Raw genomic sequence first — 14,364 nt, forward strand, 5'->3', positions numbered from 1 at the left:
ACACAGAGACACAGAGACGCAGAGGAAACTTCGGAGACTGAGAAGGGATGAGATGGGGGCTCCAAAATTGCGAGGCGGTCCTATCGGCGTTCTTTGGCGAGCTTGTCCGTCTCCTGCAGGTTGAAGCGTACGCTTACGACGGAGTTTTGCTCGGGGCCTTCACGGTACTTGATGTAAGTGGTGGCCACGAAGGTGCCGTCCGGCAGTAACTCAAGTCCGGGATAGCCGCAGTCGCCGCCCTTGTAGCTGTGGAGCAGCTTCAGACGATACTGGCCATCACGACCGGAGATGATGTCCTCATACTTGCCGACCCAGGCGACGAAGTGAGTCTTGGTGGAGCTCTTGAGGCCGGTGTCGCGGAAGCATACGACGAGTCTGCCATCCTCTGCGTAGTGCGCCATGTGACGATCGCCGTGCAGCCCCGCAGGAAGCGGCTTCGCAGGAGACCATGTTTTACCTTCGTTGTTGCTCACCATGGAAAGCGCCACGCGCTCCTTGTTCTCGCGAATGAGGCAGAGGAGTTGCTTCCCGTCCGGAGAGCGTACGAGGTAGGGCTCGCAAGGCTTCAGATCACCCATGTCGAGAATGATCCTCCAGGGGCTCCAGGTGAAGCCGCCGTCTTCGGAAATGCTCTGGGTCAGGATATTTGACTTCGTGTCCTTTGTCTCGCCGGGACGGCGGATGTTGGTGAGGCCAATCAGCTTCTTCCCACCTTCGACGGGAATAATGGTGCAGAAAGGCATGACGCACACGAGCTTGTTGGAGACCATGGGAGACCACGTCTTGCCGTCGTCCTCCGAAACGGACTGATGCATCGTGCCATCGGGACCCTGACCGGCGAAGACAAAGAGGCGTGCCTTGCCTTTCGGATCCGTGAGACGGTAGATGGAGGGACAGTTCTTCAAGGTCTTCCAGCTTTCGGGCACCGGGAGGAGGTCGCTCCAGGTATTGCCACCGTCGTCACTGCGCTTCAGCGGACCGCAATTGCCCCCGTGCTTGTAGGTCCACACGCAGTACATGGTCTTGCCATCGGGCAGGAGCACGGTGGTGGGGTGGCCTTGATATTCCTCAGCGGTGCCCTGGGCGATGACGACCTGACGCGCGGTGTCCTTGGAAAGGTCCACGGCGGCGGGCGGCTTGGGAGCGAAGATGTCCTCCAGTGGCCAGGTGTCGGTGCGGAAGGGGGAGGCGGGAAGACCGGCGCCGTTGTAGAGATTGCATACGGGGCTGGCTTCCCAGGCGTAACGCACGGCGACGGGGGATGGTGTATCAGGACTGGATGCGATTACCTTGTCGCCCTCAATGACCGCGGTGGCGGGTTTCCATACCTTGTCCTTTCCCGCGATGAGGAAGCCCTTCAGCGGACCATCCTTGGCCGCGAGACCGCCGTTGGTGTGGTCGAAGGTGATGACCATCTTTCCATTCTGGACTTCTCCGCCTTGGAACAGTGGACCGGAGGTGGCGGGAACGTCCTTCTTGTAGACGGTGCCGAGCGCCCAGTAGGAGAGGCGCTGGCCCACGCCCTGTTTATTGCGTGGATGGTTGTCTTTGGCTTCGCCGATGTCCACGGTGATGGCCATGCCGGTGTTCTTCACCTTCAGGCTTTCCAGCATGGCTTCACGTACAAGCGGACGGTAGCCCACATGCTCGAAGTTCGGGAGCTGCACCCAGGCGAATGGCATCTCGGGAATGCCGAAGCGGGCGCGCCAGTCATTCACGAGCAGTGGGAGCTGGGTCTTGTACAGCGTGGCTTTCTCCAGGCCGGAGCAGTTGTGCTCGCCCTGATACCAGATGGCTCCCTTGATGGCATAGGGCAGCAGCGGGGCGATCATGCCGTTGTACAGATTCGCAGGATGATTCTGGTCACGCTCGGGCTGCTTGTTCAGCTTGGGACGAGCGGGCGGCTTCACGGCGGTCAGCTTGGCGTCCTTTACCTTGACCTTCCACGCTTCGTCCGCCTTCAGCCATCGGGCGTAGACGGCATCGGCGTCATAGATGAGTTCATCCGTGGCCCACTGGTTGAGTTTGGCTTTGAGTGCGGGCACTTTCGCCTGGGCGTCCTCGCTGGTCCAGGCGGCGATGTCGGTGCCGCCCCAGGAGGAATTGATCATGCCCACCGGTTGCTTCAGGGCGAGGTGCAGTTCGCGACCAAAGAAGTAGGCCACGGCGGAGAAGGCACCCACGGCATCGGGCGATGCCACGACCCACGAGCCCTCGCAATCGGCCTGCAGCGCGCGTTGGGAGTTCTGCTTTACGGTGAACATACGCAGCTCGGGAAGTGCGGCGGCCTGGCGTTCTTCTTCGGGATACTGTCCGCGGGAGAACATGTAAGCCATGTTGGACTGGCCGGAAGCGAGCCATACTTCGCCCACGAGCACGTCCTTGAGGGTGATCGCCTTCGTCGCGGTCTTCACCACGAATTCGGAAGGTTTGGCGGAGGCCTTGAACTTGCCGAGGCGAATCATCCACTTGCCGCTCACGTCTGCCTTAATGGTTTTGGAGACACCATTGAAGGTCGCGGTGACATCTTCATACGGTACGGCCCAGCCCCACACGGGGATGATAGCCTCGGCCTGCAGAACCATGTGATCAGAGAAGATCGCGGGGAGTGACAGCTCCTGCTTCCAATCATCCGTGCGGAAGGGCGCAGCGGGCAGGCCGGCACCATTGTAGAGCGAGGTGTTGGGATTGTCTGTCCACGCATAACGCACCGCGACGGGTTGGGTGACTTCAGGGCTGGAAAGCTCCACGGTGTTTTTCACGAGGGCAGCATCAGCGGTGTGCCATTTGCGATCCGCTCCGGCGATTTGAAAGCTCTCCAATTGGCCAGCCTTCGCTTTCAATCCGCCTTCTGTGTGAGTGAAGGTGAGGGTCACCTTGGCATCCTTCACTTCATGGCCGGCGAGGCGTGGGCCGGAGGGGACGACATCCTTCACCTTGTACACATCACTAAGGGCCCAGGCGGCGAGTCGCTTGCCCACGGCCTGCTTGTTGTGCGGATGCACATCGCGTACTTCACCCACATCAATGGTCACGGCCATGCCGGTGTGAGGTACGTTTTTGAGCGTCTTGTCCTGGGCCTCGCGGACGTCGACCCAGGAGGGGGAACGCTGGATATTGGGAAGCTGCACAAAGCCGAAGGGGAGATCCGGCTGATTCCATCGCGTGCGCCAGTCTTTGATGAGGAGGGGGAGTTGAGTCTTGTAGAAGCGCGCGAGCTGCGGGCTGGCGTTGCTTTCACCCTGATACCAGATGACACCGCGAATGGCGTAGGGGACGAGTGGCGCAATCTTTCCGTTGAAGAGATTCCCCAGCACTGTGGCGCGTTCATGGCTGGCGACGGGATCGCGTGGCTTGCGGGTGGGAAGGGGTTTGCCTTCGGCTTTGGCGCGCTTCACTCCTTCATTGAAGCGGGCCATCTCGGCATCGAACCTGGTCTTCTCTGCCGCAGCATCAAAGGCGGTGCGTGTGGCGTCATTCTGGGTGATGAATTCCTTCAGCGCCGGTTCCTTTTGCTGCGCCTCCGCGCTGATCCATGCCTCGATGCGGGTGCCTCCCACGGAGGAATTGATGAGGCCCACTGGAATGTTGAGTTTCTGATGCAGCTCACGACCGAAGAAGTAAGCCGTGGCGGAGAAGGTGCCGACAGTCTCAGGCGAACACACATACCATGCGCCGCGGCCCTCCTCCTGCGGGGTGGCTGAGCCCTGGGAGGGCTCGATGTACATGCGGATTTGCGGCAGGTTCGCGTTCTTCTTCTCATCTTCGAAATTCAGCGCACCGCTCACACGCATGCCCATGTTGGACTGGCCGGAGCAGAGCCAGGTCTCACCCACGAGGATGTCCTTCACGGTGATCGTGTTCTTGCCCTTCGCGATGAGCGTTTGCGGATCCTTGGTGGCGGAAAGCTTCTCGAGTGTGACCTTCCACTTGCCTGCCTCGTCTGCCTTCGCCGTGGCGGACTGGCCGGCGATGGTGACGGTGACTTCCTCTCCGGGGTCCGCCTTTCCCCAGACGGGCACGGGCACGCCTGACTGGAGGACCGCGTGGTCGGAGAAGAGTGAGTTCAGCTTCACATTGGCCCGGGCGTCCGTGGTGGCGCACGCGGCCAGCAAGGCAGCGAGGAAGAGGGAACGACGTTTCATGGCGAGGAGAGGTGTGGCGGCAGAACGATAGAGGACCCGTAAGCAGTGCAGAAAGGCGTTGGCGAAAGACGAACTCGATCCGGTGGATCTCTCAGCAAATAGCGTTGAGCCGGGATGGGGTCAGGGAGCTTCGCGGGGATTGCCTGTCACCCAAGCCGGAGGGAAGCATGCTACCGTCAGCCGTTTATCGCGTTCGTAAAAGCAGAGGATGAAACCACTCGGTAGCACGGCGAGGTCGGAATAGGCACTGGGACCATCTTCAAGCGTGCGATTCATTGGCCACGTCTTGCCGTCGTCGTAACTGATCTTGATGGAGAGATTGCGCCGCTTGCCGCGAGCTCCGGGGAGGGGCTTGCCTTCTGCGTTGAGTTCGAGGGAGTGGGGATTGCTGAAGATCAGCATGCCGGGCTTCTTGGGGTGCGCCACGATGCCACCCATGCAGATGGGTTCCCACAAGGCATCATCGAAGATGGGAGTGCTCCAGCCGGTGGCGCCATCCGCGCTCGTGGTGACGAGGCGGCGGCTGGCTTTGGAGACGCTGCGCGAGTTCAGCATGACACGGCCATCCGAGAGCTCCGCGACAGAGGTCTCGTTGGGGTTTTTGAGCTCGCCTTCGTTGGGCAGGGGGATGTCGCCCGCCTTCCAGGTGGTACCGCCGTCATCGCTGTAGATGGTGCCAGCCATGGAGGGCGCGTGGTCTCCGGGCTTCTTTCCGTAGGCGAGCCACACGGGCACCACGAGACGGCCGCTCTTGATCTGAATGCCATGACCGGGGCCGGTGGCGAGGACATTCCAGGGGCACTTCGGACGGAAGGCTTCGAAGGCAGAGGTGATCTCCACCGGCTTGGAGAAGGAGAGGCCATCATCCGTGCTGCGCATGTAGAAGCAGCGCGCGTAGTTGATGCAGTAGAGGAAGTGAATGGTCTTCCCGTCGCGGTCGACAATGGCGACAGGGTTGTTCACCGTTTGCTCCTTCGCCCCTTCTTCGTCGTGCTTGTGGGGATTGCCCTCAATCCGCTCACCACTGTGTGCGATGTGCTGGGGAGCAGCCCATGTCTGGCCTCCGTCAGTGCTACGGCGGAGGTGAATTTCGATTTCTCCCCAGTCCGAGCCCGCCTTACGGCGAGCTTCGCAGTAGGCGAGCACGGTGCCCTTCGTGGTGACCACGATGCCAGGGATGCGGTAGAGCGCCGAACCACCCTCGCCACCGACAAAGATGTCGGTCTTTTCGATGACGGGGATGGCGGCGAAGACTTGAAGCGAAAGCAGACAGGAAAGGAAAGCGTAGCGCATGAGGAAGATGAGTAAGTGGGAGTGGCGTGACTACTTCTTCTGCGGCACATCTTTGCCGTCCGTGAGCCACTCCAGATTGAAGCGGGCCACGGTGAGCTTGTCCCCAGCGAAGCCAGCTTTTTCCCCACGACCGTAGAAGCAGAGGATGGTGCCGCTCTTCGTCACGGCGATGTCGCTGTAGGCACTCCACTCGGGCTCGATGGCTTTGTTCACGGTCCAAGTCTTACCTTCGTCGTAGCTGAGCTTGACCGAGACATTGCGGCGGTCGCGGTTCTTGCCGGGTTCTCCCTTGCCAGTGGCCTTCTTCAAGTTGTCGGGATTGCTGAAGAGGATGCGGTTCTTGCCTCCGGTGGCTTCCGTGGAGTAGCGCACGATGCCGCCCATGCAGATGGGCTCGAGCAGGGCATCATCGAACTTCGGCGTGCTCCAGCCGGTGGCGCCGTCCTTGCTGATGGTGGTGAGGCGACGATGCGCCTTGGATTCGCTGCGCACATTCAGCATCACGCTGCCGTCCGCGAGTTCGATGGCGACGGTCTCGTTGGGGTTGATCCACTCCTCCGTGCAGGGCACGGCGATGTCACCGGCGACCCAGGTTTTGCCCAGGTCGTCACTGTAGATGGTGGAGGTCACGGAAGGGCGGTGGGCATTGCCACCCGTACCGGTGGAGAGCCACACGGGCACCACGAGGCGACCGGATTTGGTCTGAATGCTGTGGTTCGGACCGGTGGCGAGCACCTTCCAGTCGTAGTCCATCTTGAACTTCTCAAGGGTGGCCGTGATCTCCACGGGGGTGCTCCACGTCACGCCGTCATCCTTGCTCTGCTGGTAGAAGCAGCGCATGTACTCGATGCAGAAGAGCATGTGCACGGTGCCGTCCTTGTCCGCAATAAGGACGGGGTTGTTGTAGGTCACATCCTTCGGATCCACATTCTTCATTACCAGGGAGAAGGGATTCTTCGTGTGCGGACCAGGCACGTCCGCAATCTTCTTCGCCTCGCTCCAGGTCTTGCCGTCATCGGTGGAGCGGCGCAGGAGGATATCGATTTGATCCCAGTCGCCGCCCTTCAAGCGGGCTTCGCACCAGGCGAGTACGGTGCCTTTGGCGGTGACCACGATGCCAGGGATGTGCTGGAGCTTGTAACCGTTTTCACCGGCCTTGAAGAGGTCGATCTTTTCAAGGAAGGGCTCTGCCGCTCGGGCGGGTACGACGGAGGCAAGTGCGAGGGAGAGGAGGGTGCAGCAAGTAAGGAGTTTCATGCGATGAGGAAGCAAAGATGGTGTGAGGGAAATGGAGTTGATAAGAGTGGCGCGATCACCACTCACCGTGACGCTGGAACTTCCCTTTGACGTTCTCGCCGAACTTCGCGGCGGCGGCATTGAGTCCATCGAGAATCTCGCGCGTGCTCTTGCCCGCGGTATCGCGTGCGGCCGGGATGACGGTCAGGCATTCGTTGGCATCCATGAAGCGCGAGGCCTCCAGCAGATTCGCCTGTTCATTCTCGGGCACCACGAGGAAACCGTGCTTGTCTGCATGGATAAGGTCTCCTGGCGATACCTTGCGGCCAAAGACCTCCACTTCGCAGTTCCAACGTACGGGGTGCGAATAGGCGTGACCTACGCACATGCGCCGGGCGAGGGCTTTGAATCCCGCGTTGGTCATTTCATCCACGTCGCGGATGGCTCCATCCGTGATGGTGCCCACGCAGCCGAGGGCGCGGTGCATGTTGCTGTTCACCTCGCCCCAGAAGGCGCCGTAGGTGTGTGGCTTGTCGAGATCCTGCACGACCACGATCTTTGGTCCAGGAATGCTGGCCACGTATTCACGGTACTCGGTCCAGCCCTTCGGGTTTTCATCACGATGACTCTTCTCGCCGGGTTGGATGACGACAGTCACGGCATAGCCGACCATGGGGCCCATCTGCGGCATGAAGTCGCGTGTTTCCTCGAGATTGAAGGCGTCGCGTGAGGCATTGCGCTTGGTGACCTGTTCCCAGCCGTTGTAGATGGTGGGGGTGTTCCAGCGTTTGAGCTGAAGCAGGTCGGAATGGGCGATGGGGCGGTTGGAACTCATGGAGGATGTGATGAAAAGGGAGGGGTGGGGTGGAGCGATGCGTGGAAGCTATTTCGCGGCACCGAGCTGCGCGGCAGCAGTCTGATTTGGCCTTGCCCAGTGAATGCGCGCAAGGAGGATGCGATTGGGCTCATCGAGCCGTTCCTTGGGGAAGCTGGCCTCGGAGGTCACCACCCACGTCTCCTGGGGATTGAGATCCATCACACCGAAGTTGCCAAGGTCCACACCGGTCTCGGGCATGAGCACCTGTTCCGTGTTGCGCAGGACGCACATCTTCTCCGGGTCCACTTGAGCGATGAAGAGGGGCGCGCGATGGCGGAAGACGTGGTCGTTGTGCGCACCGCGGCGGGTATAGACGAGATAGAGCGCATCGCTGTGCGTCACCCAATGCTGCTGGGTATTGTAGCTGCCGAGCACCTGGCCATCGTCATACTTCCACTCGACGATGGGTTCGTAGTTGATGCCATCCTTGCTGCGAGCCACGAAGGCGGACTTGTCCGAGCGCATGGTGACGAAGTACCGCCCACCGAATCCAGTCACGGAGGGCTCGTACAGGCCGCGCGAGCCTGACTCCACAGTGGTGAGTTCAGAGCCGTGCTCCTTGTAGGTGAGCGTCTTTCCATCGAACGCACAGCGCGCCACGATGGTGGTGTATTGCCGCGTCTTCGGATCCTTGCGGTAGCGGATGGGGAGCAGGATGTCGCCATTCTCAAGGTCGAAGCGTTGATGGCATCCGGCATTTGCCTCCAGCATGGGTTTGCCCTCATGATCCTTCTCAGGAAGCTGAACGATATTCAAGCCGCTCCATGCCTGGGTCTTCGGGTCGTAGACGGTGTAGGACACCCGCTCACGGGCGCGGTCCTCGGTCTTGCTGTCGCGGAAGTTGAATGTCTTGCCCGTGGCCAGCACCACACCCATCTTCCCATGCCACTGGGGGCACACGTCGCCAATCACGATGTCATACCCGTCTGCCAATGTGGTGCGGCGAAGGTTCTCGATATGCACTGGAGGTTTCCAGGTGCGGCCGAGGTCTGCACTGAACACATGAAGCATGTCGCGATAGCCATGCGCGCCATGGAGTTCCGTCTCCTGCGTGGTGAGAATAACCTGTGGTGGATTGCCGGGAATGATGGCTGTGCGGGACTGCGTGAAGTGCAGTCCCTGCTTCCCGCTGAGCAGTACCTGGTGCTCGATGCGGTAGGCGGCAGGCTCCCCGGCGTACGCCGTGTGGATGGCTGCGAGGAGCAGGGTGGAAAGAGAAAGGGTGCGAAGCATGCGAAAGCGCGGCGTTTATGGTGTAGAGACGGGTGCAACGCCTGTGAGCGTGTCACGCCCATCGGTGAGCCACTCAAGATTGAAGCGTACAAAGTGCAGTTCATCCCAGTAGTGCGTGCTGCCCTTCGGTCCACGCTCGTAGATGTAGCCAATGGTCATGTCATCCAGAACCACCATGTCTGAGTAGGAGGAGGGGTGCGGCCAGATGGTCTTGCCTGCGGTCCACGTGGCGCCTTCATCGTAACTGAGGCGCACGGTGAGATTGTAGCGTCCGTACGGGTGCTCGGCTTGTCGGAAGGGGGAGGCAGGACTGGAGAAGAGCAGGCGATTCTTTCCGAGATTCTCCGCGAGGGTGAGGCGTTCGATGGGGCCGTGGCAGCGTGGGGAGATGAGTTCCTCCGCGCGCTTCGGCGTGGTCCATGTCTCGCCACCATCGGTGCTCAGCGCGGTGAGGTGGCGGATGTTGTCTGGGGCATCGGTGTTGCTCTCGTTGCGGGACATGACCATGAGCGTGCCATCGGCGAGCTCCACGAGCTGGCATTCGCTGGTGTGCATGCCGATGTTTCCACCAAGCTTCCACGTGGTCCCGTGGTCATCACTGTAAAAGGAATGTGCGAAACTGCGCAGGCGTCCTTTGCCAATGTCCTCACGATGCCGTGCTGACACGACAAGCCTGCCTGCCTTGGGTCCCTGGCTGAGCTGCACCATGCCATTGCCCGGGCCGCAGCCATAGCGCTGATCCCAATCCTTCTCCCACATCGCCATGCGGCCCTTGGGATTCGTGGGCTCCTCGGCATCCGGCTTGCCTTTGAGTGTGTCCCATTCCGGCTTCGTCACTTGTTCATGGATGGAAACAGGTCCTTGCCAGGTGCGGCCGTGATCCGTGCTGGTGAAGTGGATGAACTGCTTCTTGTCACGCAGGAGGAAGAGCCACAGCTTTCCATTGCTGCGGTCCATGCCCACGGTGATGTCCGTGGAGACGCGCTTCTCGTCGTCAAAGATCGTCTGCTCCTCGCCCCAGGTTGTGCCTTTGTCACCGCTGCGCTTCAGGACGATGTCGTGATTCCCGATGTCGCCGGGGCCATCGTTACGTTTCTCGGCGAAGACGAGGATGTCTCCGTTCTGCGCCTGAAGGATGGCGGGGATGCGGTAGTTCGGCTTGTTGTCCGGCGTGACCGGGAAGAGGCCAACGGTCTGAAACAGTGGTTCCGCGGCATGGGTCATGGAAGACGCCAACACGAGTGCGCCGAAGGTGGCGGCGTGAAGGATGGAGCGATGGAGCTGACCGAGGGAAAACATGCCGGGATGAGGAAGCGTGAACGTGTGACAGGGAACGGTGCGCACACCTGGAACTAACTGGTGAAGGTTGCTCACCAGTGACTCCATCGGACCTCGCCGGGCGTCAAACCTGCCCAGCCGGGGGACCTTTGGCATGATGGGTGCTGTTTCTCATGGAAGCGCGTCGCGCCCTCATGCTCTCCACATCAACTCGAAGCTCGCCTGCCAAGGCACCTGCCATGCTGGCCCTGGTGCTGGGGACACTGCTGTCCACGGTGCTGGCGGGGGTGCTCCGTCGTGGGCAGGATCACGTGTGGGTGGAAGAGGTGCGGAAGCTGGCGCAGGATCGTGCGGAGGTGATTCAAGGGCAAGTCCTCCGCTCCATGGAGGTACTGCACGCCATCGCTGCCTTCTTCGATGCGAATCCTGATGCTACACGCGCGGAGTTTCGCGTTTTTGTGGATCGCGCCCTTTCGAGGCAGCCGGAGCTGCAGGCCCTGGCGTGGGACCCGCGTGTGCCCGGGAGTGAGCGCACCGCATGGGAGAACCGCGCGCGTGCAGAGGGATTCCCCACCTTTGGCTTCACGGAGGAGAAGTCTCATGAGGAAGGTGTCATCGTGCCAGCGGCGATACGCGAGGAGTACTTTCCCGTGTACTATCTGGAGAGCCTGCAACGGAATGTGGCGGCTCTCGGCTTCGATGTGGGCGCGGAACCAAAACGTCGCGAGGCCCTGGAGCGCGCGCGGGATACAGCTCTGCCTTGTGCCACCGTGCCCATCCGCCTGGCGCAGGAGCCTGGCTCGCAGAAGGGGTTCATTGTCTTCCTGCCGGTGTATTCCGTGAGACCGCCACCAGGGACCCAAGAGGCTCGTCGAGGGGCGTTGCGAGGTTTTGCCACCGCAGTCTTCCGCATCGGAGACCTGGTGAGTCTTTCCCTGCGTACCGTGGGGGAGAATGGTGTCGCACTCTCCGTGCGTGATCAGGCGGATGGCTCGCTGCTCTACCGGCAGGTGGGTGAGAGGCTGCCGAATCGTCCCTCGTGGCAATCGTCCGTAGAGGTCGCGGGACGGCACTGGACGTTGAGTTTCGAACCCATCGAAGGCTTCATTGCGCCGGCTTCGGACACGCTGCTGTGGCTTGCGCCTTGCAGCACCATGCTCATCACCCTGCTGCTCACGGGCTACCTGTGGAGCAGTGCGCGGCGTGCCTCGGAGCTCCGGCGTTCCCATGAATCGCTGGAATCCGAGGTGCATGTGCGAAAGCAGGCGGAGGCGGCCGCTGAGTCTGCCAACCGCGCGAAGTCCGAGTTCATTGCCAACATGAGCCACGAGATTCGCACGCCGATGAATGCCATCATTGGCTACTCACAGATTCTCGCCCGCGATCCAGGGCTGCATCCGTTTCATCGGGATGCTGTGACCACCATCTTGAGCAGCGGTGATCATCTCCTGCACATCATCAATGAGATTCTGGACCTCTCGAAGATCGATGCCGGGCGCATGGAACTGGAGCCGGTGGACTTCGATCTCACGGTGCTCGTTCGCGAATTGGAGGCGATGTTTCATCACCCTTGCGAAGAGAAGAAGCTCGGCCTGCGCATGGAGGCCGCGGCTCTGGAGCAGCCTGTCTGGGTGCATGGAGATGAAGGCAAGCTGCGTCAGGTGCTGATCAATCTTCTGGCGAATGCGGTGAAGTTCACCGCGCGGGGCCGCGTGACTCTGCGTGTGCTGCAGGGAGAAGAAGGTCACTGGCGCTTTGAAGTGGAGGACACAGGCATGGGCATTGAGCCCGCTGTGCAGACGCAGATTTTCGAGCCTTTCCAACAGGGGCCGGCAGCACGGGGCAGGGGAGGTACAGGGTTGGGGTTGGCCATCGCACGGCGTCAGGTGGAGATCATGAAGGGGAAGCTGGAGGTGCGCTCCGAGCTGGAGGTGGGTTCGTGTTTCGCCGTGTCTGTGGAGCTGCCGCCTGCGGTGGTCGTCCGTGGCCATACGCCGCCCGTGCTTCGCGAGGTGAAGGGACTGGCAGACGGCTGCCGCGTGCGTGCGCTGGTGGTGGATGACATTGCGGAGAATCGTCAGGTGCTCTCCACCATGCTCACGCAGATTGGCTGTGAGGTGGTGCTGGCGGAGAATGGTCGCCAGGCTCTGGAAGCGGTGAGGGTATCCCGACCGCAGATTGTCTTCATGGACATGCGCATGCCAGAGCTGGATGGCGTGGAGGCCACACGGCGCATCGCAGAGGAGTTCGGCGAGACGGGCGTGAAAGTTGTGGCCACGTCCGCTTCCGCGCTCTCGCATGAGAAGGAGCAGTACCTCAAGGCTGGTTGCGATGACTTTGTGGCCAAGCCGTTTCGTGCGGAGCGCATCTATGCGTGCCTGCTGCACCTGCCTTCCGTCCGGTTCATCTATAAGGAGCGCGTCGCGCCGGATGAATCTGGGGATACGATTGACCTCCGGCAGGTTGCTCTGCCCGAGGATCTTGCCAGCCGTCTCGCGGTGGCGGCGGAACTGCACAGCGCCACCGTGTTGAAGAGCTGCCTGGGTGAAGTGGAGAAGCTGGGACCTGCGGGCGAACGCCTCGCGCAGCACCTGCGTGGCTTCCTCGCGAGCTATGACATGAAGTCCATCCAGCGACTCGTCGCCCAGATACCCATCACCTGATTCTGATGAAGCCCCAAGCACGCATTCTGATAGTAGATGATACACCAGCCAGCCTCTCCCTGCTGGCCAGCGTGCTGGAGCCGCAGGGGCACGAGGTGCTCACGGCCTCCCATGGCAAGGATGCGCTGCAGCTTGCTGCACGAGCCCTGCCGGACCTCATCCTGCTGGACGTGATGATGCCCGGGCACGATGGCTTCTCCGTGTGCCGCATGCTGAAGCGTGAGCCGGAGACAGCGCACATCCCAGTCATCTTCATCACCAGCCGGCAGGAGACGGAGAGTGTGCTGAATGGCTTCCGCGTGGGCGCCGTGGACTACATTGGCAAGCCGTATCAGGCGGAGGAGGTGGTGACGCGAGTGGCCACGCATCTGAAGATCAGCCTGCTCACGCGTGAGCTGCAGGAGCGCAATGCCGCCCTGGAGGAGGAGATGCGCCGCCGGAGTGAAGCGGAGCGCGCGAGGGAGCGTGCGGATCAGCGGCTCTCAACATTGATGTCGCGTGAAGCACAGCGCTGGGGGCTGGCGGGCTTTGTTGGTGAGAGCCCGCATCTGAAGCGGATCATCCAGGACATCGAGCGCTTGCAGCACTTCGGCAAAACGAGCGTGCTGGTCACCGGTGAGAGCGGTACGGGCAAGGAACTCGTGGCGCGTGCCATCCACCATCACAGCCCGCGTGCGTCGGGTGCGTTCATTCCGGTGAACTGCGTAGCGGTACCAGCGGAGCTCGCGGAGTCACTCTTCTTTGGCCACATGAAGGGTTCCTTCACGGGCGCAACTTCAGATCGGAAGGGCTACTTCGAGCTGGCAGATGGTGGCACGCTCTTTTTGGATGAAATCGGTGACATGCCTGCGACGCTGCAAGCGAAGCTGCTGCGCGTGCTGGAGGATGGCGAGGTGACGCCCGTGGGTGCAAACCAACCACGGCGCGTGGATGTGCGTGTGATCAGCGCCACGAATGCGAACCTGCCGGGGAAAATTGCGAGTGGGGACTTCCGCCAGGATCTCTACTTCCGGCTCGCGCGCTACGCTGTGCAGACGCCACCGTTGCGTGAGCGCCCCGAAGATCTGCCTCTGCTAGCGAAGCATTTCCTGCAGATGTTTTCCGATGAAATGGGCGTGCCAGTGCCAGGCATCACCGCGGAGGCACTGCGTACCCTGCAGAGTTATCCGTTTCCCGGGAACGTGCGTGAGATGAAGAATGTGATGGAGCGCGCACTCATCCTCAGTGCGGGTGGACCGGTGCAGAAGGAGCACCTGCAGTTGTTTCAGGAGAGGGGAGCGGAGATTGAAATGGATGTCCGCGCGTACTCTGGTGGCGGTGTTCGTGGGGAAATGAGTTCTGGAACGCCATCGACGGCGTTGGAGGACATTCCTTTTGATCTCGAATCTGCCGAGCATGTGCTCATTCAGCGCGCGCTGGAGCACACCGGTGGCAATGTCGCCGAAGCGGCAAGGCTGCTGAAGGTGAATCGGAGCCGGATTTACCGAAAGTTTCCGAATGCGTGATTAAGAAAGTAGCTACGGCTTTAGCCGTACGGTCTGCGACGCCGCTCATTCGACTGAAGTCGAAGCTACTTTGAAGGCAGTCGCCTCTGCAACGCCACACCGTGTTGCACCACGCAACATCTGCAACACTTCCC

The 14,364-nt window shown here is 61.0% G+C and carries 8 protein-coding genes; 2 read left to right on the plus strand and 6 right to left on the minus strand.

Annotated elements, in window-relative coordinates; translation table 11 throughout:
- Nucleotides 1-80: 80 nt before the first annotated feature.
- The 6 genes from DES53_RS21350 to DES53_RS21375 all read right to left on the minus strand — a co-directional run bounded on the left by DES53_RS21350 (nt 81) and on the right by DES53_RS21375 (nt 10,083).
- Nucleotides 81-4,145, minus strand: a complete 4,065-nt coding sequence (locus DES53_RS21350) for a sialate O-acetylesterase (protein WP_113960346.1) — start codon at nt 4,143-4,145, stop codon at nt 81-83.
- Between the two features lie 120 nt (nt 4,146-4,265).
- Nucleotides 4,266-5,438, minus strand: coding sequence for a sialidase family protein (locus DES53_RS21355; RefSeq protein WP_113960347.1), 1,173 nt, complete (start codon nt 5,436-5,438; stop codon nt 4,266-4,268).
- A 30-nt stretch (nt 5,439-5,468) separates the two neighbouring features.
- Nucleotides 5,469-6,695, minus strand: coding sequence for a sialidase family protein (locus tag DES53_RS21360; protein WP_113960348.1), 1,227 nt, complete (start codon nt 6,693-6,695; stop codon nt 5,469-5,471).
- Nucleotides 6,696-6,750: 55 nt separating this feature from the next.
- Nucleotides 6,751-7,509 (minus strand): RraA family protein, encoded by a 759-nt coding sequence (locus DES53_RS21365; protein ID WP_113960349.1) that lies wholly within the window; start codon nt 7,507-7,509, stop codon nt 6,751-6,753.
- Nucleotides 7,510-7,557: 48 nt separating this feature from the next.
- On the minus strand, nt 7,558-8,784 hold the full coding sequence (locus DES53_RS21370) for a sialidase family protein (RefSeq protein WP_113960350.1): 1,227 nt from the start codon (nt 8,782-8,784) through the stop codon (nt 7,558-7,560).
- A 15-nt stretch (nt 8,785-8,799) separates the two neighbouring features.
- Complete coding sequence (locus DES53_RS21375) at nt 8,800-10,083, minus strand: sialidase family protein (protein ID WP_170157282.1); 1,284 nt, start codon at nt 10,081-10,083, stop codon at nt 8,800-8,802.
- Between the two features lie 173 nt (nt 10,084-10,256).
- Between DES53_RS21375 and DES53_RS21380 the strand changes: the two genes are divergently transcribed.
- Together DES53_RS21380 and DES53_RS21385 are read left to right on the plus strand one after the other, a co-directional pair.
- A complete protein-coding gene (locus DES53_RS21380) occupies nt 10,257-12,725 on the plus strand; it encodes a CHASE domain-containing protein (protein ID WP_170157283.1) in 2,469 nt (822 codons plus the stop codon).
- Between the two features lie 5 nt (nt 12,726-12,730).
- On the plus strand, nt 12,731-14,230 hold the full coding sequence (locus DES53_RS21385; protein WP_113960353.1) for a sigma-54-dependent transcriptional regulator: 1,500 nt from the start codon (nt 12,731-12,733) through the stop codon (nt 14,228-14,230).
- Nucleotides 14,231-14,364: the final 134 nt, after the last annotated feature.

It is taken from the genome of Roseimicrobium gellanilyticum (assembly GCF_003315205.1).
Lineage (GTDB): Bacteria > Verrucomicrobiota > Verrucomicrobiia > Verrucomicrobiales > Verrucomicrobiaceae > Roseimicrobium > Roseimicrobium gellanilyticum.

What these genes read in the sequence shown, in the direction of transcription:
- DES53_RS21350 (WP_113960346.1), bottom strand. Translation starts at nt 4,145, where the DNA reads ATGAAACGTCGTTCCCTCTTCCTCGCTGCCTTGCTGGCCGCGTGCGCC.
- DES53_RS21355 (WP_113960347.1), bottom strand. Translation starts at nt 5,438, where the DNA reads ATGCGCTACGCTTTCCTTTCCTGTCTGCTTTCGCTTCAAGTCTTCGCC.
- DES53_RS21360 (WP_113960348.1), bottom strand. Translation starts at nt 6,695, where the DNA reads ATGAAACTCCTTACTTGCTGCACCCTCCTCTCCCTCGCACTTGCCTCC.
- DES53_RS21365 (WP_113960349.1), bottom strand. Translation starts at nt 7,509, where the DNA reads ATGAGTTCCAACCGCCCCATCGCCCATTCCGACCTGCTTCAGCTCAAA.
- DES53_RS21370 (WP_113960350.1), bottom strand. Translation starts at nt 8,784, where the DNA reads ATGCTTCGCACCCTTTCTCTTTCCACCCTGCTCCTCGCAGCCATCCAC.
- DES53_RS21375 (WP_170157282.1), bottom strand. Translation starts at nt 10,083, where the DNA reads ATGTTTTCCCTCGGTCAGCTCCATCGCTCCATCCTTCACGCCGCCACC.
- DES53_RS21380 (WP_170157283.1), top strand. Translation starts at nt 10,257, where the DNA reads ATGCTCTCCACATCAACTCGAAGCTCGCCTGCCAAGGCACCTGCCATG.
- DES53_RS21385 (WP_113960353.1), top strand. Translation starts at nt 12,731, where the DNA reads ATGAAGCCCCAAGCACGCATTCTGATAGTAGATGATACACCAGCCAGC.